At 41.7% G+C, this 25587-nt stretch carries 24 protein-coding genes and 2 riboswitches; of the genes, 11 read left to right on the forward strand and 13 right to left on the reverse strand.

Annotated elements, in window-relative coordinates; genetic code table 11:
• Positions 1–77: 77 nt before the first annotated feature.
• Together gcvH and gcvT are read right to left on the reverse strand one after the other, a co-directional pair.
• Positions 78–458, reverse strand: coding sequence for a glycine cleavage system protein GcvH (gcvH, locus tag IPZ60_RS07965; protein WP_110922708.1), 381 nt, complete (start codon positions 456–458; stop codon positions 78–80).
• An 84-nt stretch (positions 459–542) separates the two neighbouring features.
• Positions 543–1745: a glycine cleavage system aminomethyltransferase GcvT gene (gcvT, locus tag IPZ60_RS07970; protein ID WP_194197275.1), complete on the reverse strand. Its 1203-nt coding sequence runs from the start codon at positions 1743–1745 to the stop codon at positions 543–545.
• Positions 1746–1914: 169 nt separating this feature from the next.
• Positions 1915–2062, reverse strand: a riboswitch (glycine riboswitch).
• Between the two features lie 52 nt (positions 2063–2114).
• Positions 2115–2254, reverse strand: a riboswitch (glycine riboswitch).
• Positions 2255–2491: 237 nt separating this feature from the next.
• Between gcvT and IPZ60_RS07975 the strand changes: the two genes are divergently transcribed.
• From IPZ60_RS07975 to IPZ60_RS08000, 6 genes are all read left to right on the forward strand, one after another.
• Positions 2492–2812, forward strand: a complete 321-nt coding sequence (locus tag IPZ60_RS07975; RefSeq protein ID WP_194197276.1) for a YcgL domain-containing protein — start codon at positions 2492–2494, stop codon at positions 2810–2812.
• Positions 2813–3068: 256 nt separating this feature from the next.
• Positions 3069–3713 carry a hypothetical protein gene (locus IPZ60_RS07980; protein WP_194197277.1) on the forward strand — a complete coding sequence of 215 codons (645 nt, stop codon included), beginning with the start codon at positions 3069–3071 and terminating at the stop codon, positions 3711–3713.
• A gap of 356 nt (positions 3714–4069) precedes the next feature.
• Positions 4070–4927 carry a MoxR family ATPase gene (locus IPZ60_RS07985; RefSeq protein ID WP_194197380.1) on the forward strand — a complete coding sequence of 286 codons (858 nt, stop codon included), beginning with the start codon at positions 4070–4072 and terminating at the stop codon, positions 4925–4927.
• Between the two features lie 13 nt (positions 4928–4940).
• The gene (locus IPZ60_RS07990) at positions 4941–7070 is read left to right on the forward strand and encodes a nuclease-related domain-containing protein (protein ID WP_194197278.1); all 2130 of its coding nucleotides are present in this window, start codon (positions 4941–4943) and stop codon (positions 7068–7070) included.
• Positions 7071–7072: 2 nt separating this feature from the next.
• Positions 7073–8296, forward strand: coding sequence for a VWA domain-containing protein (locus IPZ60_RS07995; RefSeq protein ID WP_194197279.1), 1224 nt, complete (start codon positions 7073–7075; stop codon positions 8294–8296).
• Between the two features lie 363 nt (positions 8297–8659).
• Positions 8660–9877 carry a globin domain-containing protein gene (locus IPZ60_RS08000; RefSeq protein WP_194197280.1) on the forward strand — a complete coding sequence of 406 codons (1218 nt, stop codon included), beginning with the start codon at positions 8660–8662 and terminating at the stop codon, positions 9875–9877.
• Between the two features lie 142 nt (positions 9878–10019).
• Here the strand turns inward: IPZ60_RS08000 and IPZ60_RS08005 are convergent, their stop codons facing one another.
• The 7 genes from IPZ60_RS08005 to IPZ60_RS08035 form a co-directional block, all read right to left on the reverse strand.
• Positions 10020–10835: a phosphodiester glycosidase family protein gene (locus IPZ60_RS08005; RefSeq protein ID WP_194197281.1), complete on the reverse strand. Its 816-nt coding sequence runs from the start codon at positions 10833–10835 to the stop codon at positions 10020–10022.
• Between the two features lie 84 nt (positions 10836–10919).
• A complete protein-coding gene (locus IPZ60_RS08010; RefSeq protein WP_194197282.1) occupies positions 10920–12734 on the reverse strand; it encodes an FMN-binding glutamate synthase family protein in 1815 nt (604 codons plus the stop codon).
• Between the two features lie 204 nt (positions 12735–12938).
• Positions 12939–14063, reverse strand: coding sequence for an RNA 3'-terminal phosphate cyclase (rtcA, locus tag IPZ60_RS08015; protein ID WP_194197283.1), 1125 nt, complete (start codon positions 14061–14063; stop codon positions 12939–12941).
• Between the two features lie 168 nt (positions 14064–14231).
• Positions 14232–14456, reverse strand: coding sequence for a hypothetical protein (locus IPZ60_RS08020; protein WP_194197284.1), 225 nt, complete (start codon positions 14454–14456; stop codon positions 14232–14234).
• A 221-nt stretch (positions 14457–14677) separates the two neighbouring features.
• Positions 14678–15253 (reverse strand): hypothetical protein, encoded by a 576-nt coding sequence (locus IPZ60_RS08025; protein WP_194197285.1) that lies wholly within the window; start codon positions 15251–15253, stop codon positions 14678–14680.
• A gap of 26 nt (positions 15254–15279) precedes the next feature.
• Complete coding sequence (locus tag IPZ60_RS08030) at positions 15280–15726, reverse strand: hypothetical protein (protein ID WP_194197286.1); 447 nt, start codon at positions 15724–15726, stop codon at positions 15280–15282.
• Between the two features lie 18 nt (positions 15727–15744).
• Positions 15745–16977: an RtcB family protein gene (locus IPZ60_RS08035; RefSeq protein WP_194197287.1), complete on the reverse strand. Its 1233-nt coding sequence runs from the start codon at positions 16975–16977 to the stop codon at positions 15745–15747.
• A 296-nt stretch (positions 16978–17273) separates the two neighbouring features.
• On the opposite strand from IPZ60_RS08035, the gene rtcR reads away from it, so the two are divergent.
• Positions 17274–18989 carry an RNA repair transcriptional activator RtcR gene (rtcR, locus tag IPZ60_RS08040; protein ID WP_194197288.1) on the forward strand — a complete coding sequence of 572 codons (1716 nt, stop codon included), beginning with the start codon at positions 17274–17276 and terminating at the stop codon, positions 18987–18989.
• A gap of 79 nt (positions 18990–19068) precedes the next feature.
• Positions 19069–19518 (forward strand): lysozyme inhibitor LprI family protein, encoded by a 450-nt coding sequence (locus IPZ60_RS08045; RefSeq protein WP_227669283.1) that lies wholly within the window; start codon positions 19069–19071, stop codon positions 19516–19518.
• Between the two features lie 65 nt (positions 19519–19583).
• On the opposite strand, the gene IPZ60_RS08050 is transcribed toward IPZ60_RS08045, so the two are convergent.
• From IPZ60_RS08050 to IPZ60_RS08060, 3 genes are read right to left on the reverse strand one after another with little or no spacing between them, the layout of a single operon-like run.
• Entirely contained in the window at positions 19584–19943 is a 360-nt protein-coding gene (locus tag IPZ60_RS08050; protein ID WP_194197289.1) for a hypothetical protein, read from the reverse strand.
• A 15-nt stretch (positions 19944–19958) separates the two neighbouring features.
• A complete protein-coding gene (locus IPZ60_RS08055; RefSeq protein WP_194197290.1) occupies positions 19959–20441 on the reverse strand; it encodes a hypothetical protein in 483 nt (160 codons plus the stop codon).
• A complete protein-coding gene (locus IPZ60_RS08060) occupies positions 20431–21375 on the reverse strand; it encodes a hypothetical protein (protein ID WP_194197291.1) in 945 nt (314 codons plus the stop codon). The genes IPZ60_RS08055 and IPZ60_RS08060 overlap by 11 nt, the downstream gene beginning before the upstream one ends.
• 170 nt (positions 21376–21545) lie before the next feature.
• On the opposite strand from IPZ60_RS08060, the gene IPZ60_RS08065 reads away from it, so the two are divergent.
• The gene (locus IPZ60_RS08065; protein ID WP_194197292.1) at positions 21546–21923 is read left to right on the forward strand and encodes a hypothetical protein; all 378 of its coding nucleotides are present in this window, start codon (positions 21546–21548) and stop codon (positions 21921–21923) included.
• On the opposite strand, the gene IPZ60_RS08070 is transcribed toward IPZ60_RS08065, so the two are convergent.
• Entirely contained in the window at positions 21920–22747 is an 828-nt protein-coding gene (locus IPZ60_RS08070; RefSeq protein ID WP_194197293.1) for an IclR family transcriptional regulator, read from the reverse strand. The genes IPZ60_RS08065 and IPZ60_RS08070 overlap by 4 nt on opposite strands.
• 176 nt (positions 22748–22923) lie before the next feature.
• On the opposite strand from IPZ60_RS08070, the gene IPZ60_RS08075 reads away from it, so the two are divergent.
• The gene (locus IPZ60_RS08075; protein WP_102091151.1) at positions 22924–24108 is read left to right on the forward strand and encodes an acyl-CoA dehydrogenase; all 1185 of its coding nucleotides are present in this window, start codon (positions 22924–22926) and stop codon (positions 24106–24108) included.
• Between the two features lie 197 nt (positions 24109–24305).
• Positions 24306–25514, forward strand: a complete 1209-nt coding sequence (locus IPZ60_RS08080) for a CaiB/BaiF CoA-transferase family protein (protein ID WP_227669284.1) — start codon at positions 24306–24308, stop codon at positions 25512–25514.
• Positions 25515–25587 lie beyond the last annotated feature (73 nt).

Here is a 25587-nt window from a genome sequence, read left to right on the forward strand (position 1 = left end):
TTTTCGATTTAATAAGATGTGATAAATAGTGAACTCTAAACCAAGCGCTGCTAGTAGATTAGAGTATCGGGCTGATATTACAGCTCGTTTTCGTACTCATCAGCAGTCAGTAATGCTTCGTAGTCAGCAATATTGTCAGGCTTCATTCTAAAGAACCAACCTTCACCATATGGGTCAGAGTTGATGATTTCAGGATCATCTTCTAGTGCTTCGTTGATTTCCACAACTTCACCTGAGATAGGTGCATAAACGTCAGAAGCGGCTTTTACAGATTCAACCACTGAGATCTCGTCATCAACAGCGATGATATCGCCGACGTCTGGTAATTCAACAAATACCACGTCACCCAGTAGGTCTTGAGCGTGGTCAGTGATACCAACAGTGATAGTGCCGTCGTCTTCTAAGCGTAACCATTCGTGGCTGGCAATGTATTTTAGTTCTGCTGGGATGTTGCTCATGGTCTCTCTCCTACGTGATAGAGGTTAATTAACAAGAATAGTAAAGCTAAATCTAATAGAGGCTAATAATAGAATTTATAAAGCCTATGAGTCAAACTGCTGCTTGCCATTACGGACAAATGGTAGTTTAAGAACGCGTACATCAACGAATTTACCTTTGCCGCGTAGATCAACTTGGACGTTGTCATCATCTGATACGCTGGCAGGAATACGGGCAATCGCGATTGAGTTTTTGAGGCTAGGGGAGAATGTACCACTGGTAATGATACCAGTTTGCTCATTATCTGTGCCTTGATTGATGGTCACTGTCATGCCTTCACGCAATACGCCGCGAGTCGTTAGTAGTAGACCCACTTGCTTCATTGCAGTGTTGTAATCTTTTGACTGCTTGCGTTTGCTAACCATGGCAGCACGGCCGACGAAGTCACGCTCGTCTTTCAATGCCAGTGTCCAGCCCATGTTGCACTCATAAGGGCTAATAGAGTCGTCCATGTCATGGCCATATAGGTTCATACCGGCTTCCATGCGCAAAGTATCACGTGCACCAAGGCCTGCAGGTCTGATGCCATTGGCTTTTAATTGCTCAAAGAACGCTGGTGCATCATCGCCATGCATAATGACTTCGACGCCATCTTCACCTGTGTAACCGGTACGCGCGACGAACCAATCTGTGCCTTCGATATCCGTTAAGTCTGCACCAACGAAAGGCTTGAGTCCTGCTAAGGTATCTGCCCAGCTAGGTTTGGCTTGTGCCAGTTTTTCTACGGCGTTCGGACCTTGAACAGCAATCATCGCAAGCTCAGGGCGCTCAGTGATGGTAATGTCAAAGCTTTCGGCGACTTTGTGGAACTGTGCCATATCTTTATCGCGAGTGGCAGCATTAGAAACGATACGGTATTCAGTGGCTTCTTCATTCATCAAGTAGACGATCAAATCATCGATGACGCCACCTTGCTCATTTAACATACCAGAGTAGAGGGCTTTACCGACAGTTTTTAGTTTCTCAACATCATTGGCCAGCAGTTTCTGTAGCCATGCTTTTGCATCGCTGCCTTTAATATCAGCCACGACCATATGTGAGACGTCAAACATACCTGCATCAGTACGAACGGCTTCATGCTCTTCTATTTGTGAGCCATAATGAATCGGTAATTCCCAACCAGAAAAGTCGACCAGCTTGCCGTCACTGTCGACGTGAGACTGATATAGAGGAGTGCGCTGAGGCGCATGATTTTCGGTGTTTTGAGCGTGATTCTCTTGAGAGTGGCTAGCTTGAGTATCGGTCATAACAAATCCTTATGTGTACATCAGTCATACTCAAAAAGTATAGAAACGGATGCGCATTATCATAGTAGTGAGAAGCAACACTGCAAGGCGCAAGTATTACATCAAAGGGTGGCACAAAAAATAAATAGAAAACCGTAGACCAAACAGACGCTGAACGTCGGTTTAAGCAATAGCCCTATCTGTCCTGTGACCTGAGATTTTCAACACGAATCATCATTATGTGGTTTTTAATCTAAACCTGCTATTGATGATAGCGTATTTTCTCCCCTTCGGTGGGTAAAACGTCGTCCGTTTTACCGCTCTCCAGATTTGTTATGCCTAATGTTTGAGTTATACACGCTTGATGGCGTTTAACTAAACAATAATGACATGTGTTTTTCAGTCCTTTTACCTGAGCGATTGGCAGGGTAGATGCGCCTTCGGTGGTCGTATAGCAATTATATACATCGTATGACCAATGCGGTTTGATACGAGGCGGATGCTTATAGACTCTCTCCTGAAAAACGCTTTTATTATGAAAGGTTAATACTATTTTTACAAGACATGAACCGCATTAAAGTGGATAATTTTGGCAAAAATGACTTTTTGAGAGGGCAATCAGTACAAGTATCAATAAATAGACGGTTTTTACGTCTGTGAAATTGTAGGAAATGGGGGGCGATTACTGAGACCAAAACATAAAGCGACTACTGATAATCGCCCAAAATATGCTAACCTATGGCGATAGTTTCTGATAGGTTGTTTTTATGCATTGCGATATTTATAAATTTCCAAAACATGACGATATGTACGTCTATATTGCTCGCCCTGATTATCCAGATGATACCAATGAGATTAGGGATTGGTTGGGTGTTTTGCCCAAAGATTTCCGTGCAGGCTTAGGCCGTAGTAAGTTTGTCATGCATCTAGATTTGGCAGCTACGCCAACGCTGGCCCGTGTTGATAAAGCAGAGGTATTGGCAAAACTAGAGTCACAAGGCTATTTTGTGCAGATGCCGCCGCAAGATGTCATGCGCCGCCAAGCTGAGCTACGTGCCCGTGAATCGCAAGATAATATTTACGACTAGTGTCCTTATTTTAAGGAAATTGTTGCAAGGTAATTTTAGATGAATCCTTGAGACAAGATCCTTAGAAAGTAATCAATAAAACGTTTAGTAAACATTTGGTCACATGCATTTTGGTAGAGAGTCGTGATAAACTAGCGGCCTATCAAGTGTGCATGTCGATGATGTATTCGTTGTTATTTATGGTAAGGCAGTATCTATTGTCTGCCTGCAAAAACGAAAAGACGCACAATTTATAAACGCAAATAGTGAAACGCGTATGGACTGGTTAAAAAATATCGTACATCTCTTACCGTTAGAAGCCATCAGTGATATTCTCGGTGAGGTTGCTATTTGGTGGGGGCAGATGGTCAAAGACGTGCCGCCTGCCGATTTACCAATGTATGCTTACCTTGGCGGTGTCGTTATCGTATTGGTATTATGGTTGTTGGTCGCTCGTATGCTACCGAAACCGCTAGGCGGTATGAGTTGGATGGTACTGTTTGCTGTTCTATTAGCACCTGGTACTGCCCTAAACGACCCTAGTGTATTGGCACCAGCCAGCATCAATGTGGTTTATGCCTTTATGATGAAAGACTTTGCTGGCGCGATAGCTAATATGGTACCAATATTAGTAGTATTAGTGGCAGGCTTGTTCGTTGGTTTTATTTGGCAGCTCATTCGTGGTGCTTTTGAGTCAAGTCTAGACAAAGCACGTAGAAGCAGTGCAGAAGATACGCAAGCGACGATGCAGCTGACAACAGGCAGTTATTTGGCAGGAAGTACTACGTTGACTGAACAGCCTGATGACACGCTACAGTCTAGCAAAACGCCCTTAGCTGCTAAGGTTGAAACAGATGTCAGCCTAAAGAAGGATAGTAGCTTAACGAAAAAGTCTAAGATGGATAAATCGGATAAGTTATAAAGCGGTTGTTAATAGTAAGTGCTTTATAAATAATTCAAACCGCTGAAGTAGTCAAATAAGACTTTATAAAAAAGACACCTTGCGTGTCTTTTTTTTTGAGATTTTTATGTGAGATGCTCTACCTACGATGAGAAAGTTATACTATGTTTGTTAATCAACAACTTTATTAATCAATAACTGCAATAATCATGAAGTTTAGCAATCGCGAACGCATGAGTATTTTGGCAATGAACAAGGCTGTGCTAATCTAAATGATTGTTTATTTTCCATCGATTACTTTTAATAATTTGATGGCTCTTATTTGATAGCCCCTAACAGCCTAAATGTATAACAATAACTGAGACTCCATTATGACCATGACTGACAAGACTAAGAAAAGCTTTACTGGCACCAGTAGTTATATTGCTACTGACGATTTACAGCTAGCAGTAAATGCAGCAATGACGCTACAAAAGCCACTGCTGATCAAAGGTGAGCCGGGTACAGGTAAGACGCTACTGGCAGAAGAGGTGGCAGAGAGTTTAGGTATGCCCCTGATTACTTGGCATGTCAAATCGACTACCAAAGCTGAGCAAGGGTTGTACGAGTATGATGCAGTATCACGCTTACGTGATTCACAACTGGGTGACGATAAGGTTTACGACATTGCCAACTATATCAAACCAGGAAAATTGTGGGATGCATTTACCAGTAAAGAGCGCAGTGTGCTACTGATCGATGAGATTGACAAAGCTGATATCGAGTTCCCAAATGATTTGCTGCATGAGCTGGATAAGATGTCATTTTATGTTTATGAAACGGGCGAAACCATTACCGCAGCGCAGCGTCCAGTAGTGATTATCACGTCGAATAATGAAAAAGAGTTACCAGATGCATTTTTGCGTCGTTGCTTCTTTCATTATATTGATTTCCCTGAAGAGGAAACCATGCGTCAAATCATCGAGGTGCATTTCCCTGATATTCAAGAAAAAATGGTCAATGATGCGCTCGATATCTTTTATAAGCTGCGTAATATTCAAGGTCTCAAAAAGCCACCATCAACATCTGAATTGGTCGATTGGTTAACGCTATTGCTTGCTGATGATATGGCACAAGTAGAACTGGAAGAAAACTTGCGTGGTGAAAAGTCTATTCCGCCACTATATGGTGCACTGCTTAAAAACGAAGCCGATGTGAGTCTATTACAGCGCTTTGCCAATATGATGCGTCGTTAAAAGGAAAAGTACATTGTATTTCGATGAGCAGTTTAACGCTTTCGTTTTAGGAAGTAGTAATGATGAAGCATTATTAAATACACTTGAAGTATTGCTTTTTAAAAGTAGTACTTCAAGTAAGTTTAATAGCGTATCTGATAAGTTGGATGACTTTTGGAGATCTAACTTTATAGGAAACTTAACAGTAGAACAGATGAATAATGAAAATCTCATTCTTGCTCTAAGTCAATATATTCGTTCAAAATCAATTGACAAAGACATAGTGATCAAATTGTTGGAACTCAATCAACCTAGGGTTATCAAAGCAATACGTCAGTCAGGCATTATTGCTAATGCTGACCATTGTTCTTGGGAAGTTTTGAGAGAGATAAACAATCAAGTTGATTTGTTAGAGTTCAAGGATTTTCTACTTACAGTGGAATACATACAACTACAGTATCAAGAACGTTGTAATGCTTATAGAGAGCTTAAGAATCAAACACAGATTGACCAAGTAACTGCTATGATATTTAGCAGTTTATATGCTTGTGAGTATTTGATACTAAGTCCAAAAAGTATAGATAATCTTTATACCAAAATTCCTTATCAATATGGTGTTGAAGAATATATACCAGTTGAAAATGTATGGAAAGCGTTCAATCACATTATTACTAGTGCTAACATTCAAAAAAAGGAATTCACAGAAAAAACATTAGCGTTAATTTTTAAAGGTACTATGATGCCTTTTGTATTAGGCCAAAATTTAAATGATAAGCTTATAACTAGTTATGATAGTTTTAAAAGAATGGTAGCTTGTCAGATTGATATTAATTTGTATCGAGATCAAGTTATAGACTCTTATTGTTTTGATTTAGAAACAAATTACTATTTAGAGAACAATCAACTAAAGCTTGAATCTAGTAGTAAAGAACCTGATTTATTTTCAGATAAGCTAACTATTTTATCTATTTATTGGTTATACAGAGGTTTTAATTCTTTAGAAGAAAGCCCTTATCTTATTCAGTTAGATAAAGGAGTTAATTTCAAAGCAAATCTAGAAGCTTTAGCAAAAACGCAAGGTATCATTTTACAGTTAGAAGAAGTGTATGGAATTAAGAAAGCTGACTTTGGTGAAGTATATGATTTATCTACTTTGATATTCACTATGCTAATGATTCAGGCTCATTTTGAATATAATTTTGTTCAACCATTTAAAGATATTACTCATAATACTAAAGCTCATCCTTTTATAGCATTGGAACAGTTAGTAATAGAAGGACTATCTAGAGGTCAAGATAGATTACCTTTAAATCATACAAAAATGAAAGATAAAGCTATCAGTATGTCAAATTGGATATTAGAAGGTAGCGGAAATTCAAAAAAGAGAGAAATGAGTCGTATCTTGGATTTTTGGTCGCAAGATTTGCGAGAAGGGGAAAGCTCTTCTTACGGGGAAAAGTCTTTTTATAAGCTTGATGGTTATATGTTTTCACTGCCATGGGTGACTTTTCAGAAAAACTTCAATACAGCCACCATAAATACTTTTAGAAAATTATATAAAAACAGAGCTAATTTGAAATCTGAAACAGACTTAATGGAGCAAAATTTAGCTGGGTTATTAGCTAAATGTAAAGGCAGAGTCTACAGTCAGTATGAGCCTTCAGAATCTGGAGTAGGTGAGATAGATGCGATTGTAGTAACAGATAATAAAATTCTAGTTATTGAGCTTAAATCTACTTATGTAAAAAGTAGCGTTAAAGAGATATATGATTACAGAAATTTTGTACTGAAGAAAGCTGCGTACCAATTATCACGCAAGTCCAGCTATGTTAGAGATGTTTTTTTGCCTAGCTTAGGGCTTGATAGTTCTCAATTTAGTATTCATTCATGGATTGTAGATACTACGTTAGAGTTTGACCATGAATATATTGATGGTTTCTTAAAAATATCTTTTGAAGAGTTAGTAATTATTCTAAACGGGCATGGACAGTATTTTTCAAATATGCTCGATAACGACAATACTAATAAAAATCCTCTTAGTGCTTATGAAGAGAATTTAGAGGCACTGATTAAAAGCATTGAGGATAATGCTTTTTGGAATACTAACTTACCGCTTATGAGTTCAATTCAAGATTTAAATAATGCTTCTACATTAAAGGCATAATCATGTTCATAAAACTATTTTACACCTTACGTACTTATGGCGTGCCAGTCAGTACGCGTGAGCTGCTAGACCTCAATGCTGCGCTTGAGCAGGGGCTGATGATGCAGCCGCACCCAGAAGACCCAACATTGACCACCTTTGCCAGTCGCGAAGATATGTATCGATTGATTCGGCTATGCATGGTTAAAGACGAGCGCCACTTCGATAAGTTCGATCGGGCAATGGCGGATTATTTTGAAGGTGCCGACAGTTTAGATTTGGATGAGCTATTGGCCAAGCTGACGGACGTGCCTAAAGAGTGGTTAGACTTGAAGTTAGACCCAAAAAATCTAACCGAAGAGCAGCGTCGACTACTCAAAAAGTATGGCTCGCTAGAGGAGCTAATGAAAGCGCTGGAGGAGCGCCTTAAAGAACAAAAAGAACGTCATCAAGGTGGTAGCAAATGGGTTGGTACAGGTGGTACTTCACCATTTGGTGCCTATGGCGATCATCCAGAAGGCGTTCGAGTCGGTGGTGAATCTCGTAAGCGCAGCGCGGCCAAAGTCTGGGAGCAGCGTAAGTATCGAAATCTCGATGATGATAGTCAGCTCGGTACTCGTCAAATTCAAATGGCGCTGCGTAATTTGCGTCAGTTTGCACGGACAGGCAGCGCAGACGAGCTTGATATCAAAGAGACCATTAGGCGAACAGCGAAGAAAGGCGTGCTCGATATTCATATGCAGGCTGAACGCCGAAACCGTGTCAAAGTGTTGATGCTGTTTGATGTGGGCGGCAGTATGGATGTTCATGTTGAAGCGCTTGAAAAACTATTTTCTGCGGCAAAAAACGAGTTTAAAACCTTAGAGTTCTTTTATTTTCACAACTGTCTTTATGATTATGTGTGGAAAGACAATAACCGTCGCCATAGCGCACCGATGCCAACCTATGAGCTGCTGAATAAATATGGCCGAGAGTATCGCGTTATATTCGTTGGTGATGCGTCTATGTCACCATATGAGTTGATGACGGTGGGCGGTAGCGTTGAGTATATGAATAATGAGGCGGGTATCGTATGGCTAAAACGGGTACTGGATCATTTTGATAAAGTCGCTTGGCTCAATCCAGAAAATCCTACATATTGGCAATATACTCAAACCATCGTTGAAATCAAAAAGCTCGTGGATAACAAGATGTATCCCATGACCTTGCATGGCGTGGAAGAGATGACAGGTTACTTAGCACGGTAGTTTTGACGTTTATGCTATAGTCAATCCTCTATAAACTGGATATGGTTTCAGTCTCGTTTAGTCTACTACTTGTAGTACTTTCACTTGCCTTCCGTGTATCCAAATTATATTGAACCGACTATAACTTATAAAATTTATTAAGTCTGATTGAATTCTTATGACAGCAGCCGTTATGACGAAATAATGGCTGCTTTTTTTGTTTAAAAATAAGCAAGATGACAATTCGGCATTGGTATACTGAGTAAAACATGATAACATTCATTTTAAATGAATCTTATAGGTATTCTTATTTAAGATATTTACTTAAAGATTCTTATCTCTTGTTTTTTAATCTATCAATTCGACCACACACTGAGAAACAACATGGCTTCACCAAAAACATTAGAAATCGTCACAGCAACCGTTCCTGTACTTGAAGAACATGGCATTGCGATTACCACCGTATTTTATAGAAACATGTTTAATGAGCATCCTGAGCTGTTAGATATTTTTAATGAGACCAATCAAAAACTAGGACGTCAACAGACCGCTCTAGCTACAACAGTATTAGCCGCTGCTAAGCATTTGGACAAATTGGCTACGCTATTGCCGCAAGTGACACAGATTAGCCATAAACATAGAGCGTTACAGATATTGCCTGAGCATTATCCTATCGTTGGTAAACATTTGATCGGTGCGATAAAAGAAGTGCTAGGAGAGGCAGCCACTGACGACATCATTACCGCTTGGACAGAAGCTTATAATGAGATCGCTTCGGTATTTATTCAGATTGAACATGGCATGTATGAGCAGGCGATGTGGCAAGGTTTTGCGCCTTTTAAAGTGACCGAAAAGGTAGCGGCTGCTACGGATATAGCAGCCTTTACAGTAGTGCCAGTCAATCAGAGTGAGAACAATGCAAACAATGACTCAGCAAACAGTCAAGATATTGACCTGAGTAAATTGAAGTTAACCGCTGGTCAATATATTACGGTGAAAACAGATCCGGCAGACAGCGACCATATTGCGCTGCGTCATTATTCTTTATACTCTGCCAGTACCGATGCAGGTATTCAGTTCGCTGTTCGACGTGACAACCGCAATGAGCATCATGGCTTGGTTTCTAACTATATGCACGACCAATTAGAAGTGGGTGACACGGTTTTATTGTCTGCACCAGCTGGTGACTTCGCGCTTAATCAAGATTTGGTACAGCAGAATGAGATTCCGTTGGTATTGATGAGTGCTGGGGTCGGGGTAACACCTGTGCTGTCTATGCTAGAGGCACAAGTACTGGCCAATCCGAAACGACCTATTGTTTGGGTTTATGCGTGCCAAAATGCCACACATCATGCTTTTTCTGCTCAGGTAGAGGCCTTACTCGCAAAGGCTGAAAACGTAGAAAAGCATATTTTTTACTTTGAATCGGGACAGCTATTAGATGCTGCGTGGCTTGAAACACTGCCTAAGCCTGCCGATATCTATGTATGCGGATCAATGCCGTTTATGGAAAGTATGATTGATGGCTTAGTGGGATTAGATCATGGTGTCGATAGCGTTCACTATGAACCGTTTGGCCCTAAGATGAGCTTGGGTGGTTAGTTTCTAGCGATTGTTAGCCATTAAGTATTACTAATAACAAAAAAAGCACTTGGATGACAACGTCATTTCAAGTGCTTTTTTATTCAACGTAATATGAGGATAGATAGGGAGTTGGGCATTAATATTGAAATATAGATGCGTATTACTCTTTATTCTCAACCACACCAATCATCACACCCATCTCTTTTTTATCGTGCGTATCGATGCTAGGCGCATATAACGCCGATGCAATCCCACCATCTAAGAACAGTGCATTCGGGCAGCTTAAGTTGTCTTTGAATAGGGATGCAAACTGATAAAACGTGACGGGTTCATCGCTATTCACAAACTGTATGCTGCCATCATCACAAACGCCAGCACCATTGCGAATTTTAAGTGAGGTGCTATCAGGTTTGAACTGTGGATGTATCTCGTTATTGATAACCAGCATTGGGCCTGATTGTGTTGCATACCAAGGCTGTGCTTTGCCTTCTGCAAGCAACTCATTTAAAGCATTACTTTCAGTAATTTTTACGTTCCCAGACTTATCCCACCACATGACACCATTGGGTAGTAAATGAAAATTGCCACCACCTTCTTTTGTATTTAGCGATTTGAGTTCTTTGCCTTCGATGACGGTATAGCCAATCGGCGCATAGTCTTTATTATACATACCCGCATTCATCGCAAAGCTAAGTGCTTGATTGTCAGGTAAAGTCGTCATTAAATTATCAAAAGTTAGCAAGGGTTGCGCACTCTCAGACTGTTGCCAAAACAACTTTAATGAATAACGGCCATCAGTCAATGATTCCGCTCTAATACGACAAGCACTATAAGAAAAAGGGGTGTCTTGAGAATGGCATGACCAGTTTTCTGTGTCGCTGCTACTGGCATCAATGCTTGTTGGTTGGCAAGCACTGATGCTAAGCGAGAGTAAGGCAATGGTCCATAAAGGTAAGGTATGAGCAAAACTTGGCATTGATTATAGATCTTTTATAATGAAAAAATATCAGAGGTCGTGGCCTATATAAGGTTAATCATTCATAGGGTTAATCACTGGCTTTTAGTCACTGCTAGGTGGGAAATCGCGAAAGGTATTATTAACATTGCCCATCATGATACCAGTAGTATTATTGTTTACTTTATCGTCCGTTGCTTGATCACCTGCTTTTAAAGTTGGCGCTTCGGTTTGTTTGCCTGTATCACGCGAGTCTTTATTGTAGGCAATCAGCGCATCATTATCGGCAAGGAAACTATCCGCTGTCGACATTACCCACATCTGATTGAACACGTCTGCACGGGCACTTTGATCAAGTAATGCACCTCTATCGGTGAAATAAAAGAACTTCGACAGCAGTTTGATTTGCCCATCGTCTAAACGACGTGCAATATGATAAGGCTGTAACTGACTTGGATGCTGTAAACCGACTGCGCCAACGATGCTGGCTAGTGATTTTAGCGTGTTTTTATGGAAGCTTGCGACGCGCTCCGCCTTGCTTGGCACATCTAAGGCCTTTTGGCGATATGGATCTTGGGTAGCGACACCCGTTGGGCAAGTGTTGGTATGACATGAGCGAGATTGTATGCAACCGACCGCAAACATAAAGCCACGTGCCGAATTACACCAGTCTGCACCCAAGGCAATCATACGAGCGATATCAAAGCCAGAAACGATTTTGCCGCTCACGCCCAGTCTAACCTTGTCACGAATACCAGCGCCGACCAAGGTGTTATGAACCAATAGAAATCCATCAACCATCGGCATGCCGACATTGTCCATGAATTCGACAGGTGCGGCACCAGTACCACCTTCAGCACCATCAATGACGATAAAATCAGGATAGTTATCCATCTCAATCATGGCTTTGACAATTGCCATAAACTGCCAAGGCTGACCAATACAGAGCTTAAAGCCAACAGGCTTGCCACCTGATAATTCCCGTAACTGCTGCCAAAAAGCCACGAGCTCGCGTGGGGTGCTAAAAGCGGTATGTGAAGAAGGTGAGATGCAGTCTTGACCAAGTGGTACTTGACGCGTGTCAGCAATCTCTTGGGTGATTTTCTCCGCTGGTAATACGCCGCCCTTACCTGGTTTGGCACCTTGAGATAGTTTGATCTCAATCATTTTTACTTGTGGATCGACGGCTTTTTCAGCAAAGGACTGTGCATCGAAATTGCCATTGGCATCGCGGCAACCGAAATAACCCGTACCCAACTCCCAAATTAAATCACCGCCGAACTTGCGATGATGAGGACTGATAGCACCTTCACCTGTGTCGTGAGTGAATCCGCCTAATTTGGCGCCTTGATTCAGCGCCATAATGGCATTGGCTGACAAGCTACCAAAGCTCATCGCTGAGATATTAAATACTGACATCTCATGCGGCTGCTGACAACGTTCACCACCAACCATGATTTTAAAGTCTTTATTCTCTAGAGGTTGGCTGACCGCTGATTGCAAAAACCACTCTTTGCCATGCGCATATAGGTCATCCAGCGTACCAAACGCATTGGTATCACTGACGTTCTTAGCACGCTGATAGACCAAAGCACGCTGCTGGCGCGAAAACGGTACTTGCTCTTTGTCATCCTCGAGCAAATATTGACGAATCTCAGGGCGAAAGTCCTCTAATACATAGCGGACATGACCGGCGATAGGGTAGTTATTTAGGATGGCATGCTTGGATTGAATGACATCGTAAATGCCCAAAGCTACTCCAAAGCCACCAATAAGAATCAGCCACCAGTTCAATAATAACAACCCTGCTAAAAACAGAAAAACGGCTGCACCAAAGGTGCTATAGCGCAACAGTACACCGGTCAAATAGGGTGAGTTACTTTTTGGTTCAGGGTTTAGATTGGTACGAGATTGGGGCATAGCGAGGCTCGGTAATAAAACATGGAAATTAAAAAACGCGATAATTATATATAACAGATAAAAAGAACATGTCTCAAGCATCAATACGTATGATGTCGACGACAGATAATATTTATCTTAACTTATAATTAACGCGCATATTGTACGGTTATGATATCACGGCTTAGCGGTAATTGAGTAAGGTATGCTTGTGCCATGGCTTTTTCAACATACCACTCGCACCAAAGTTTTCTGCTCATCAATGGTTTCAAATTTAATTTCAACGGGCAAAAATTGCTCAATCAGCCAGGCTTGGGTTTCGGTATGCTGACTGATGATTCGTGCGGTAAATTCGCCACCACCGGATAATGCTAATGGCAATAGCAACTGGTCTGTTAAGTACTCATCGACTAGCGCATCGGTTCTGAATAGATAGCGTTTAATCAAGCCTGCTAGTCGATTGCCCATTTTCTCAGCTGACGTGCGTTTTTCACCTAGTAGCGTAAATATTTCGTGATGCAGATGATCGCCACATTCATGAGTAACCTGTGCATAGCAAGTATTGCCTTCACCGATACCGTCCAGCTTATTGGCTTTGGTGGTAATAAGTGAGTCATCTACTACGCTTTCAAGCAGTACGGATTTAGCGCTGGCAAGCTCGCGTTTGCCAATGTCATATTCCAAATTTAGGACGCTGGCTACTAATGCGATATTTGTCAGCGCTCCACGTTCGGTTAGCATTAATGGCTTGGAGTCAGCACGGCGCATGAATGGTGTAATGGTTGCCTTAATCACGCCGCCGCCAATGGGTGCAAAGCCTGCTTGCACACATTCAATATTCACTTGCATGCCTAATTTCGCCAGTGCAGGAACGAATGCCTGCTGCAAAAAGTCCGTGGTGGGTGCTAATGGATTATGCGTACCGCCTTTTATGCTTACTGTTGAGAGGACACTTTGATCTGTATTAGCAAACAGTAGAGCAGGGAGTAGCGTTTGTAAGACCAAACTGGTACTGCCAGCCGAGCCAATATCAAAATGGTAATCACCTGATCGAATCGCACTCGGCGCAAAGCGAAATGATGAACTGCCCAACACTGCGCCTGATACGCTAGCGTTTGATATCTGTTGTGACGCTTGTACGCACATTAGGTGTTGACGCATCAATCCAGATTTGGCTCGCCCAGCACGGATATTAAACATTTCAATGGGTATGCCTGTTAGCATCGATAATGAGAGAGCGGTACGAATGATTTGTCCGCCACCTTCGCCAGTGCTGCCATCTATTTTCAGGGTCACGCTCTTGGTGCTCGCAGTATGGGCACTGGCATTACTGGCGCTTTGGTTGGGCATAAAGCTCATTGGTAAACTCTCAAAGTTTAATTTTTCGTAAAGCGGGATGTGATTATTTTATCGTGTGTGCTTAAATTGCTATTAAATAAAAGAGCCTAAAAAATACGGTATGACGCATATTTTTTAGGCCCTGTTCATCTATCAAAGTTTAGCTTTAGATATCAACGTTTAGCTGTTGAATTTTTTCGCTAATAACTCTTTGATAAACGTCACGACGGCTGCGCTGTGCTCAGAGTTTTTGATTTCATCTAATAGCTCAGCTTTTGACATGCTTTGGTATCTTTGTATGTCTTCGCTGCTGATGTTTTTTGCGCTGTCGATCAAGCCTGATAGGCCGTTTTCATCGTTATCACCGCCTGTTACAGCGCCTAACATATCGTTCATATTTAACATCGGTATTTCCTCATATAAAAGTAATTATCAAATGCTTCAATGTGAAAGTGCTTATAAATCTGTGCTGTGGTCACATACCACGCACATCTTAGTCTACCGTATCTATATTCGTTTAGGGGTATTAAAGTCGCTCATGCAAATGATTTGCGCCAAATTTTTTGCATATCGCTACGGATAAGTAGAGCTTCTGCGAGTTTCATTTTGGTTCTCTCTTATTATAATTAGGATTCAATATCGCCCCAAAAATCAATATGATTTGGTGCATCGATTATTGGAAACTTATCTGACAATTCAAAACGAAATTCATGAGCAAAATAGTGTGCTAAATCGTATCCATAGTAAATGATGTCTGTCTGATAAATAGAAAAGACAGGGTTACCAGTTTTATGCGGTTCACTAGGAATGTATCGGTGCGAGTAAATCGGTATAATTTTAGGATAAGTCTCATAATAAATTTCAGCGACCATAATATTTTTATTAAGATCATTAGACTTTTCACCCCATTCTTCCATCCAGAATGCATTATGCTCTATATCAAACACTATGCCACTAAATGGCCAATCTATTCTTTTACGAATATCCATGGCCTCAATTTTTGACTGTAAACCTAGTCGCCAGTTAACAAAACCATTAGATATGGGCAGCTCTTTTTGTAAAAAATATTGTAAATCAGGTGTAAACCTTAAATTGAATTTATTCTCAATTTGTTGAACTTCTTCATCAGATAGTCCATGTTCAAATTTGACTTTTTTTGCTTTGAGTTTTCGTATGATTTCTATAGTTTGAGCATGTTTCATAAGTTTGTTCTCCTTTGAAAAAATTACTAAAACCATTCATGACCGATAACTTTCCAGATTTCATCACCGTAACCATCGAGGTTTTTAGGTATATTGGGATTACCTAAGTAGTCCATATTCTGCTCACGCATAAACTCTAAAATGCTTGATTTCAAAGCTTTGCAAAAAGCCAGTCTATCGAAGCAAAATTTTTCCACATTATTAATCACAGGTATTCCTAAAATTAACCAGTCCATTGGTGGGTTTGGTGAGACTTTAAAGTTAACCTCGCGACTGTAGTCATCGATTACGAAGTAGTACACATTTTTCAAAGGCTCTTGTTGTAATACAAAACCAATCTCAACTAAGTTTAGAATATTTTTGAAAATATCTAAAAACTCACACTTAAGTATAGCTGTTTGATTGATTTTAAATTCAACGTAGTAAAAGCCTTGAGAATAGCCAATTCCAAAAACTATTTTGTCTAAATTCATGCTTTACTCCTCAACAAACTAACCTTTAACACAAACCACCTGACGCAGTGTATGTACCACTTCTACCAAATCACTTTGTGCTTGCATGACGTCATCAATATTTTTATAAGCCGCTGGAATCTCATCAATCACATCCGCGTCCTTTCGGCATTCTACGCCCGCAGTCTGTGCAATTTGATCGGCTACCGTAAATACCTTTTTGGCTTCGGTACGTGACATGATACGACCTGCACCATGCGAGCAAGAGCAAAACGATTCTTCGTTTCCTTTACCGCGTACGATGAATGATTTGGCACCCATTGACCCCGGAATAATTCCGTATTCACCAACGCGGGCACGGACAGCGCCTTTGCGGGTCACAAATACTTCTTCGCCATAATGTTGCTCTTTTTCTACATAGTTATGATGACAGTTCACCGCTTTTACCGCTGCATCAAACGGCTTAGGTATGATTTGGCGTAGCGCTTTGATGGCTTTTTCCATCATGATTTCGCGGTTTTTAAAGGCAAAACGCTGCGCCCAGCCAACCGCAAACCAATAATCATCGAAGTGCTCTGTACCCTCGGCAAAGTAGGCCAAATCTTTATCTGGCAAGTTGATAAACCACTTGCGCATATCTTCACGTGCCAGCTCAATAAAGTAGCGACCAATGGCATTACCCACACCGCGTGAGCCTGAGTGCAGCATGATCCAAACTTGATTGGTTTCATCAAGGCACACTTCGACAAAATGGTTTCCCGTACCCAGCGTACCCAAATGGTTAAGGTTGTTGGTGTTTTTTAGGCGAGGGTGCTTTTGGGTTATATAGTTAAAGTCATCAACCAGCGTTCCCCAACCGTTCATTACCGTGTCGTCAGGGTTCGCCCACGCGCCAACATCACGGCGTGACCCGCGACCACGCGTTTTACTACGACCATGTGGAATGGCTTTTTCCAGTTCGGTACGCAGACCAAGCAAACTATCGGGCAAATCGTTTGCGGTTAGGGTGGTTTGCACTGCCATCATTCCGCAACCGATATCGACGCCAACGGCAGCCGGAATAATCGCTTCTTTGGTTGGCAATACCGTACCGATAGTCGCGCCAATACCGACATGCACATCAGGCATCACCGCAAGCCATTTGTATACAAAAGGCATTTTTGAGGCTTTGATCAATTGATCGTGCGCTTTTGGGTCAACGGGCACGCCTTTGGTCCAAAGTCTGATCGGTGTTCCACCGTCTTGAATGATGTTATGAGTGGTTGGTTGCATGTTGTATTCCTTAGCATTGCAAAGTTTGTTTATTATGAAAGGTGATGCTTACTTTATATAATGCTAAGGGCGTGCCAAGTTTTTAATATACTCAAAATTTAATCGTAAGTATTTGATATTTATGATTTAAGTAATATTATTTTTATACATCTAAAGTAGGTTAGTGAAAATATTGAAAAATAAATTTATAAAATATTCTATTAGTATAGTATTTATTCTATATATTAATATTTTTATCCTATAACGCTCATACTAAATTTTCGTACATGCACCAATATTTTGGATGATTGAACCTTATGCCTAACAAAACCGCCGTCATCGGCTTCCTCGGTACTACCTTAGATAATGGCTTTAATGATAAGCGTTGGCAACGTTGGCGTCCAACCGTCAGTTTGGGGCTGCATGACGAGCTACTGGTCGATGAGCTGCATATCTTATATAGCAAGCGCGATAAACGGCTGTTTAAAATAATTGTCGATGACGTGGCACAAGTTAGTCCGAACACTACCGTTATTGGTCATCATGTGGCGTTGACCAGTCCGTGGGATTTTGCCGACGTTTATGCTGAGCTGTATGACTTTGCCGCAGGGTTCGATTTTCAGGATAGTACCGATTACTTGCTGCATCTGACCACAGGTACGCACGTGGCGCAAATTTGCTGGTTTTTATTGGTAGAAGCACGCTTTATTCCCGCTGATTTGATTCAGACTTCTCCTTGCCCAAGACCCGACCAAGCTGATCCGCAAGGTCGCTATCAAGTGATTGATTTGGATGTCTCGCGCTATGATGGATTACGTGAACGCTTTGAAGCAGAAAAACAGCAGCATTGGCAAACCTTACAAGCCAATCTAGTCACCCAAAATGCCGCTTATCAAAAGCTCATATCCGATATCGAAAAGGTCGCCACACGATCAACCGCACCCATACTATTGATGGGCGCAACAGGGGCGGGCAAGTCTCAATTGGCAGGCCAAATTTACGCGCTCAAAAAAGTCAAAGCCAGCACGCAAGGCAAAAACATGCTCGAACAATTCATCGAGGTCAACTGCGCCACGCTGCGTGGTGACACCGCCATGAGTGTGTTATTCGGTCATGTCAAAGGGGCATTTACGGGCGCTGCGACGAGTCGAGACGGGCTGTTAAAGTCAGCAGATGATGGATTGTTATTCTTAGATGAAATCGGTGAGTTGGGGCTTGATGAGCAAGCGATGCTATTAACCGCACTGGAGGAGCAGCGCTTTTATCCGCTCGGTAGTGATACGCCGATTAGCGTGTCGTTTCAGCTAATTGCAGGCACCAATAAAGACTTGCGGCAAGCGGTCGCTAATGGCGAGTTTCGGGCAGATTTATTTGCGCGTCTTAATACATGGACGTTCTTTTTGCCATCACTTAAAGATAGGCTAGAGGATTTACCTGCCAATATCGACTATGAATTGGCGCGTTTGGGTAGCGAGCAACAGCAGCAATATCGATTTACGTCAGAAGCAAGGCAATTGTATGAAGCTTTTGCGATGAGCAAGGATGCGACATGGCAAGGGAACTTTCGTGATTTGACTGCCAGTATGATTCGTCTGACCACGCTGGCTGAGAGTAAAGTGATTCGCAATGATGACGTACAAGCGGAGATTGAACGCTTAACGCATCTTTGGGAATTACCTGATCGTTTGAATGGATTGAATAGGTTAGGTAGTGATAGTAAAGGCAATAACGCGAATAAAAATAGCCTAAGTAATAACAGTTCTAATACTGCTTTAGATAGCGAAACCATCGAACAGGGTAGCCATCACATTTTACGCCAATATCTTGATGAAGACATGCTAATAACTATTGATCCGTTTGATGCGGTGCAATTGGCATATGTGATTGAGGTATGTATCAGCCATAAAAAACAAGCGGCGGCTGGGCGCTATCTATATGCGAACTCCCGCGATAAATTAAAAAGCCCGAACGATAGCGATAGATTGCGTAAGTATCTGATGAAATTTGGGCTTAGGTTCGATGAATTGGGGTAGATTTTTCTGCTAACCAACAAACGAAAATGAGTCAAATAAAGTATACTGTTTAGTATGATTAAAAAGATAAGGCAGTATCATGAGGACTAAACCAACTTATGCACCGTATGGTTTTATATTGGGTGCATTTACGCTAATGGCAATGGTATCTCCAGCATGGGCGAGTAATGGCGATACGGTTGATTGTGAAAAGGCCTATTCTACCTATGCGATGGAATATTGTGCCGCGCAAGAGAGAGAAGATGCTACTAAAATTATGCGTCGATATCTGATTGCCAGTTATTCTCAATACAATGAAAATCCTGAGATTGTTGAAGCCATCAAATCCTCTCAAAAAGCTTGGGAAAAATATGAATATAGTAATTGTGATGCGGTCTATACATCATGGACGACAGGGTCAATTCGTGGCTTAATGTCTATTAACTGTAGTACCCGAATAACCAAAAAACGCACGCATGAGTTGTGGCTGAATTACTTAACTTATATGGATAGTACACCGCCGGTTTTACCTGAGCCTTTATTAGATTAAATGAAACAGGTAGTAATTATTGTTAGATGTTTTGGCATTATATTTCTTATGATGGCTTAGAAAACTTATTCCTCACAGTTAAAGCATTGCCTATCGTCATCATACATTTGACATACAAGATAATCCAATCTAATCGCATCATATTCTGACTTTAAGTATTGATTGTCATAAGTGATATTTTTATCGTACTCTAAAAAGTTATATATTTTTTGATAGTTTACAGGTTCGATATTTTCTTTTGACCACTGTTCTATGTCACCACATGTCGGACGGTTCCAAAAGTGAGATTTTACTATAAATGTTTGTTCTGTCTCACTATTAGGGAAGATATCATCTAAATATTTGGCATGATGAATATTAATATCCTTGTCACAGCCTGTCAGGAGTAGGCAAATAACAATGAGGCTATAAAGGTGTTTTGACATTGTAACTCTTAAGGATTATTGTTTTTTATGATAATAAAAAGGGTGTAAACAAAAATATTTTCTTAATGGCGTAACGATAGTTTGATTATTGGGATATACCTCTACTTTGAAGCTGCAATAAGCTGCTTGTCCTATATAAGCGGGTTTTTTCGTAAAAGTCACACCATCTAGCTCGTATATATTTTCATCTGTAAGATAGTCTCCGAAATAGAAATAATCTATGCCAAAATAAATATCTTTATCTACAAAACGATTTTTTACATACAATGTCATATTCTTTGACTTCATTTTCTCAATCTTGTAGCTTAGTTTCCAGTCATTGAGTTCTTTAACTGTCGGCTCTTCCCCTGTGTCTACATATTGCAAAGAATTAAATCTTGTTGGTGCACCTGTGTGGTTAAATATTTTAATCTGTGGACTTGTCAATAGATCGAAAATTTTTAGCAAAATAAACATTAGAACGAGGGAAAAAAGGATCTTTTTTATATTAAAAGTCATAGCTTTTAACCACTGGTATGTCTACCGAGAAGTTGATTTGGTAATTATGGGTCGTGTCTTTCTCATCAATAGTGCCATTGCCGTCACTGTCGGATTGGGTGATAAAGTAATAACGCGCAACTTGCGGCATCCATTTGGTCTGCTGTACAAACTCATTATCAGGATGCAGTTTGGTCAGTTGCTTACCCATGTTGTCACTCATGTATAACGCTTGTTGACGCATGATATTTTTGTCTTCTTCGTCAGGTTGGTTAGGCGTCTCAGAGACATGGTAAATGATATGATTGAAAGGGGTATTGATTGTTACTGTTTTGGGATCTCTAGGGGCATCTTGCTCTGCATAATAATTATCTTCATGATCTATATCAGCCGACATTTCATTGTCATATACGAGAGCTTCCTCTTGTGAGATATCTTTAGCTGAAAATAGTTTGTACTGAGTGGTATATGGTAGAAATATCTGATCGATGATGAAATTGTCATTGGGCATCAGTTTTTGCGTGTTACCTGTCGCTATCTCTTCAAACACAAAGTTGTTGGCATGAGTTCCATATTGATAAGTACCCTGTTGCTCAAATATAGGATAGTACATTTCTCCTTTTCTAGATTTGATACTGCTTAAGCCGGTTTCGTGGTTTTCTATATCAATCGGGGTAATAGGGTGCAATAGTGCGGGAGTACCATTGATATATTGTGGAAACTGTATGCTAGTAGGAACCAGCACAGTTGTGTCTGTCGCTGCGTTTGCTACATCGCCTGTTTGGCTAGCATTGTCGGCCTGATTATTCGCAGCGTTATTATTGTCAGCCTGCTGGCACGCGCTAAGCATTAGTGCACACAGTAAGCCAATGCTTATATTCATTCCCAGTTTTGAACTCAAACCAAAACCTAAATAAGAGGCTTGTGCATTCTGACTTTTATTATGATGTCCCATCAGTAATCCTAATTAACTGTTGTTTTGTAATCAGTCTTTATCATATACAGATATACTGAATTTTCAATCAAGTTAAATGGAAAGTACGTGGAATAATCTGAGACTTATTATCTGTTATGATACTTTCAAAGATAATGTCATCACTGAATGATTTTCTATGGAACTATGATATGCACTTGCTCACGTCAACGATTTGTATTTCTTTAGCTATCTTATTAACTGCTTGCAACCCATTAAATCGAGAGGATGGAGCAGTCATAGATAATTCGGCTGCCACAATAGGTATCACCGAAAAGGCGGCATTTGAGTCATTATTAGTGGCTTTAGAACAGCGTCCGAACGCAGATCTGGATTGTTTACAGTTTCTCCCTGAGAGTAACAATGATGACGCCATAGCGACAACTTGGGAGTTTGCCGCTATTGAAATTCACGATGAAATCTGCGGTGGCGATCCTTACGTTGGTCATGTTCGTAATCGCTATAAGGTTAGTGCAGACGGTTCGGTGATGATCTATGATCCTATAGACGCTGAATACAAACCATTTTAATTTCCAGCACCAATCCGCTCCGCCAATGCCTGCAACTTCGGCACTATCATCGCCGCATAGCCATCCGCTTCCCAGTTGGCACTTGGCACACTGGCATTGAGCGAGTAGGTATATTGCCCAGTCGCGACATCAAACACGCCAACGGCGACTGCCAATATATCGGTAGAAAACTCCCCATCTGATACTGTATAGCCATATTTTTCATGATGCTCTGCCGCGCTGGTTAGGGCTGTTTGCGCATGGTCATAATCCTCGGTGGATAACTGCTCTTGTAAATTATTCTGAATCACAGCTTGTCTCGCTTGCGTACTTACCGCATAAAAAGCGCGTCCGATAGCAGTGCGTGCCACAGGTACAGCGGAGCCAACCTGTAAGTTGACCGATAGGCGAGCAGGGCTACGACAGCAGGCGTGATAGCGCATTTCTCCTTCGACTTCGGTCGCTAAATTCACAGATACTTCATTCTCACTAGCAAACTGTCGCAGTAAAGGCTCAGCCGCTGCGACCATATCGTGGCGACTCCACGCGGTCGCACTGAGACGTACAGCACTACTGCCCAATTGATACTGTCCGTGCTCAGTGACACGTAAAAACCCAAGCGTGGTTAAGGTATGGATAAGGCGAGTAATGGTTGCCTTTGGCAGATCTGTCATCTGACACAATTGCTGATGGGTGAGCCTATCATCATGTTCAAATGCTGCGAGTAAAGATAGCCCACGACCCAATGCAGTTACAAACTGCCGATCATTATCTTCCTTGCTTTGCTCAAGCGTGGTCGTCATTCGTTCCAATAGCGGAGTAGCTGTTGATAAGGGTTTCGTCATTTTATACTCATCTTTTTTTGATAAAGGTTTACAGCGCAGCGAAAGTTTGCTTAAATGGTTTTAAATTATGAAACTAAGTTTTGCACAGCGGAATTATGAAGTCAATAGCCTATTATCTAAACCTATCTATTAATCACAATTCGTCAGTCAGGATGACTGATACCAAGGAGATCCACATGGCAACATCTACTAGCCCACGCTTTGATTGGGAAGATCCTTTCTTATTACGTGACCAGCTCACTGAAGAAGAACGCATGGTCACAGACAGCGCGCGTCAATTTTTTCAAAAAGAGCTAATGCCTGGCATTATCGAGGCCAATCGCAATGAGAATTTCGATCGTAATATCATGCGTCAAATGGGTGAGATGGGTCTGCTTGGTGTCACGATTGAGGGCTATGGTTGTGCAGGTCTATCAAGTGTTGCCTATGGTCTGATTGCTAAGGAAGTGGAAGCTGTTGATTCGGGTTATCGTTCAGCGATGAGCGTACAGTCAAGCTTGGTTATGCATCCTATTTGGGCGTATGGCACAGAAGAGCAAAGAGAAAAGTATTTGCCAAAGCTTGCCACAGGTGAGTATGTCGGCTGTTTCGGTCTGACTGAGCCAGACTCTGGGTCAGATCCTTCATCAATGTCTACTCGTGCGCGCGCTGTGGATGGCGGTTATGAGTTGACGGGCAATAAGATGTGGATCACCAATAGTCCTATCGCTGACGTGTTTGTCGTGTGGGCCAAAGATGATGCTGGCGAGATTCGAGGTTTTGTTTTAGACAAAGGCATGAAAGGGTTATCAGCACCGAAAATCGAAGGCAAATTCTCACTACGTGCATCAGTCACAGGTGAGATTGTCATGGACAAAGTATTCGTCCCTGAAGCCAATGCTTTCCCAGATATCCGTGGTCTAAAAGGACCATTTGGCTGCTTGAACAAAGCCCGTTATGGTATCGCTTGGGGTTCGATGGGTGCGGCTGAATTCTGCTGGAAAGCCGCCCGTCAATACACGCTCGATCGTAAGCAGTTTGGTCGTCCGCTAGCGGCAACGCAGCTCGTGCAGTTGAAGCTTGCCAATATGCAGACTGAAATCACGTTAGGTCTACAAGCGGCGCTACGCGTGGGTCGTCTGATGGATGAAGACAACGCAGCGCCTGAGATGATTTCACTTATTAAACGTAATAACTGTGGCAAGGCACTGGATATCGCTCGTATCGCTCGTGATATGCATGGCGGTAATGGTATCTCTGACGAATTCCATATCATCCGTCACGTGATGAACTTGGAAGCCGTCAACACTTACGAGGGTACACATGATATTCATGCGCTTATCCTAGGACGTGCACAGACTGGCATTCAAGCATTCTTTTAAACTGATTTTAAGTTAAATATTCAGATTTGGAACATGCCCTAACGTACGTTGCTGCTTAGCTTTTTGATAAAAAGAGCATTAACAGTAGCGTACGTTTTTCAGTTGTTCTTCATGATTTAACGGTTAGATGGCTGCATGATGAAGAACAATTTTATGATTAAAAAATCAAAAAATACGCGACACAATAAGGGATTATTATGATTGATATGGCTAATATGCCAAAGGGCGCATTGCATGGTATCAAGGTGCTCGATTTATCGAGAGTGCTGGCGGGTCCTTCTTGTACACAAGTACTTGCTGATCTTGGTGCCGAAGTCATCAAGGTTGAGCGTCCGCATATCGGTGATGAAACGCGTCATTGGGCACCGCCAACATTCAGCGATGACACCTCCGCTTATTACGCCACTATTAATCGCAATAAAAAGTCGCTCACAGTAGATATCACTACGCCAGCAGGACAGACCATTATCAAGCAATTGATTGCTGAGAGTGATATCTTGGTCGAAAACTTTAAAGTCGGCGGTCTGAAAAAATACGGTTTAGATTATGACAGTCTAAAACAAGACAATCCGCGGCTGATTTATGCATCATTGACAGGGTTTGGTCAGACTGGTCCCGATGCCGCGCGGCCTGGTTATGATTATATTATTCAAGGGTTGTCAGGGCTGATGAGCATCACAGGGCCGAGTGATGGTGAACCGCATAAAGTTGGCGTCGCAGTGGTTGATTTGTTTGCAGGTTTGCATCTGACGATTGGTATTCAAGCGGCACTGGTGGCGCGTAATCGTACTGGACTTGGACAACACGTCGATGTGGCATTGCTCGATAGTGCACTGGCTATGCTCGCTAACGTCGGTATGAATCATTTAGCATCAGGTAAAGTGCCACCCAGATTAGGTAATCAGCATCCTAATATCGTGCCCTATCAAGTATTTTCTGGCGAGGGCGAGCAGCATTTTATCTTAGCGTGTGGTAATGACAGTCAGTTTGCCAAACTTTGCACCGTGCTCGCAGTCGATTGGCATATGGATGATCGTTTTACGACCAATCCAGCACGTGTGACCAATCGTGTACTACTGTGTGATGAGCTGAGCAAGAAATTTTCTGAGCAACCACGCACCTACTGGCTAGAAGTGTTGGATCAAGCAGGTATTCCATGCGGTGCGATTCATAACGTGGCTGAAGCTTTGGCCATGCCGCAAGCGCAAGCAAGGAATATGATTGTTAATTTCACCGAGCAAGGGAGTCCAGTCAGAGCACTCGGCAATCCTATCAAATTGTCCGCATCACCAGTCACGTATCGTACGCCGCCACCGCAGTTAAGCGAACATACTGATAGCACACTCGCTGATCTAGGCTATGACAGTGAGATGATTGCTAAGCTAAAAGCCGATGGGATTGTTTAGTCATTCTAAGTGTCTATTTTTAACAATGAAATGGCAAAAAATAGTCCTGTCTCTGCGAGCTGATACTAAAACT

Source organism: Psychrobacter sp. NG25 (assembly GCF_015234355.1).
GTDB lineage: Bacteria > Pseudomonadota > Gammaproteobacteria > Pseudomonadales > Moraxellaceae > Psychrobacter.

What these genes read in the sequence shown, in the direction of transcription:
- gcvH (WP_110922708.1), bottom strand. Translation starts at nt 458, where the DNA reads ATGAGCAACATCCCAGCAGAACTAAAATACATTGCCAGCCACGAATGG.
- gcvT (WP_194197275.1), bottom strand. Translation starts at nt 1,745, where the DNA reads ATGACCGATACTCAAGCTAGCCACTCTCAAGAGAATCACGCTCAAAAC.
- IPZ60_RS07975 (WP_194197276.1), top strand. Translation starts at nt 2,492, where the DNA reads ATGCATTGCGATATTTATAAATTTCCAAAACATGACGATATGTACGTC.
- IPZ60_RS07980 (WP_194197277.1), top strand. Translation starts at nt 3,069, where the DNA reads ATGGACTGGTTAAAAAATATCGTACATCTCTTACCGTTAGAAGCCATC.
- IPZ60_RS07985 (WP_194197380.1), top strand. Translation starts at nt 4,070, where the DNA reads ATGACTGACAAGACTAAGAAAAGCTTTACTGGCACCAGTAGTTATATT.
- IPZ60_RS07995 (WP_194197279.1), top strand. Translation starts at nt 7,073, where the DNA reads ATGTTCATAAAACTATTTTACACCTTACGTACTTATGGCGTGCCAGTC.
- IPZ60_RS08000 (WP_194197280.1), top strand. Translation starts at nt 8,660, where the DNA reads ATGGCTTCACCAAAAACATTAGAAATCGTCACAGCAACCGTTCCTGTA.
- IPZ60_RS08005 (WP_194197281.1), bottom strand. Translation starts at nt 10,835, where the DNA reads ATGCCAAGTTTTGCTCATACCTTACCTTTATGGACCATTGCCTTACTC.
- IPZ60_RS08010 (WP_194197282.1), bottom strand. Translation starts at nt 12,734, where the DNA reads ATGCCCCAATCTCGTACCAATCTAAACCCTGAACCAAAAAGTAACTCA.
- rtcA (WP_194197283.1), bottom strand. Translation starts at nt 14,063, where the DNA reads ATGCCCAACCAAAGCGCCAGTAATGCCAGTGCCCATACTGCGAGCACC.
- IPZ60_RS08020 (WP_194197284.1), bottom strand. Translation starts at nt 14,456, where the DNA reads ATGTTAAATATGAACGATATGTTAGGCGCTGTAACAGGCGGTGATAAC.
- IPZ60_RS08025 (WP_194197285.1), bottom strand. Translation starts at nt 15,253, where the DNA reads ATGAAACATGCTCAAACTATAGAAATCATACGAAAACTCAAAGCAAAA.
- IPZ60_RS08030 (WP_194197286.1), bottom strand. Translation starts at nt 15,726, where the DNA reads ATGAATTTAGACAAAATAGTTTTTGGAATTGGCTATTCTCAAGGCTTT.
- IPZ60_RS08035 (WP_194197287.1), bottom strand. Translation starts at nt 16,977, where the DNA reads ATGCAACCAACCACTCATAACATCATTCAAGACGGTGGAACACCGATC.
- rtcR (WP_194197288.1), top strand. Translation starts at nt 17,274, where the DNA reads ATGCCTAACAAAACCGCCGTCATCGGCTTCCTCGGTACTACCTTAGAT.
- IPZ60_RS08045 (WP_227669283.1), top strand. Translation starts at nt 19,069, where the DNA reads ATGAGGACTAAACCAACTTATGCACCGTATGGTTTTATATTGGGTGCA.
- IPZ60_RS08050 (WP_194197289.1), bottom strand. Translation starts at nt 19,943, where the DNA reads ATGTCAAAACACCTTTATAGCCTCATTGTTATTTGCCTACTCCTGACA.
- IPZ60_RS08055 (WP_194197290.1), bottom strand. Translation starts at nt 20,441, where the DNA reads ATGACTTTTAATATAAAAAAGATCCTTTTTTCCCTCGTTCTAATGTTT.
- IPZ60_RS08060 (WP_194197291.1), bottom strand. Translation starts at nt 21,375, where the DNA reads ATGGGACATCATAATAAAAGTCAGAATGCACAAGCCTCTTATTTAGGT.
- IPZ60_RS08065 (WP_194197292.1), top strand. Translation starts at nt 21,546, where the DNA reads ATGCACTTGCTCACGTCAACGATTTGTATTTCTTTAGCTATCTTATTA.
- IPZ60_RS08070 (WP_194197293.1), bottom strand. Translation starts at nt 22,747, where the DNA reads ATGACGAAACCCTTATCAACAGCTACTCCGCTATTGGAACGAATGACG.
- IPZ60_RS08075 (WP_102091151.1), top strand. Translation starts at nt 22,924, where the DNA reads ATGGCAACATCTACTAGCCCACGCTTTGATTGGGAAGATCCTTTCTTA.
- IPZ60_RS08080 (WP_227669284.1), top strand. Translation starts at nt 24,306, where the DNA reads ATGATTGATATGGCTAATATGCCAAAGGGCGCATTGCATGGTATCAAG.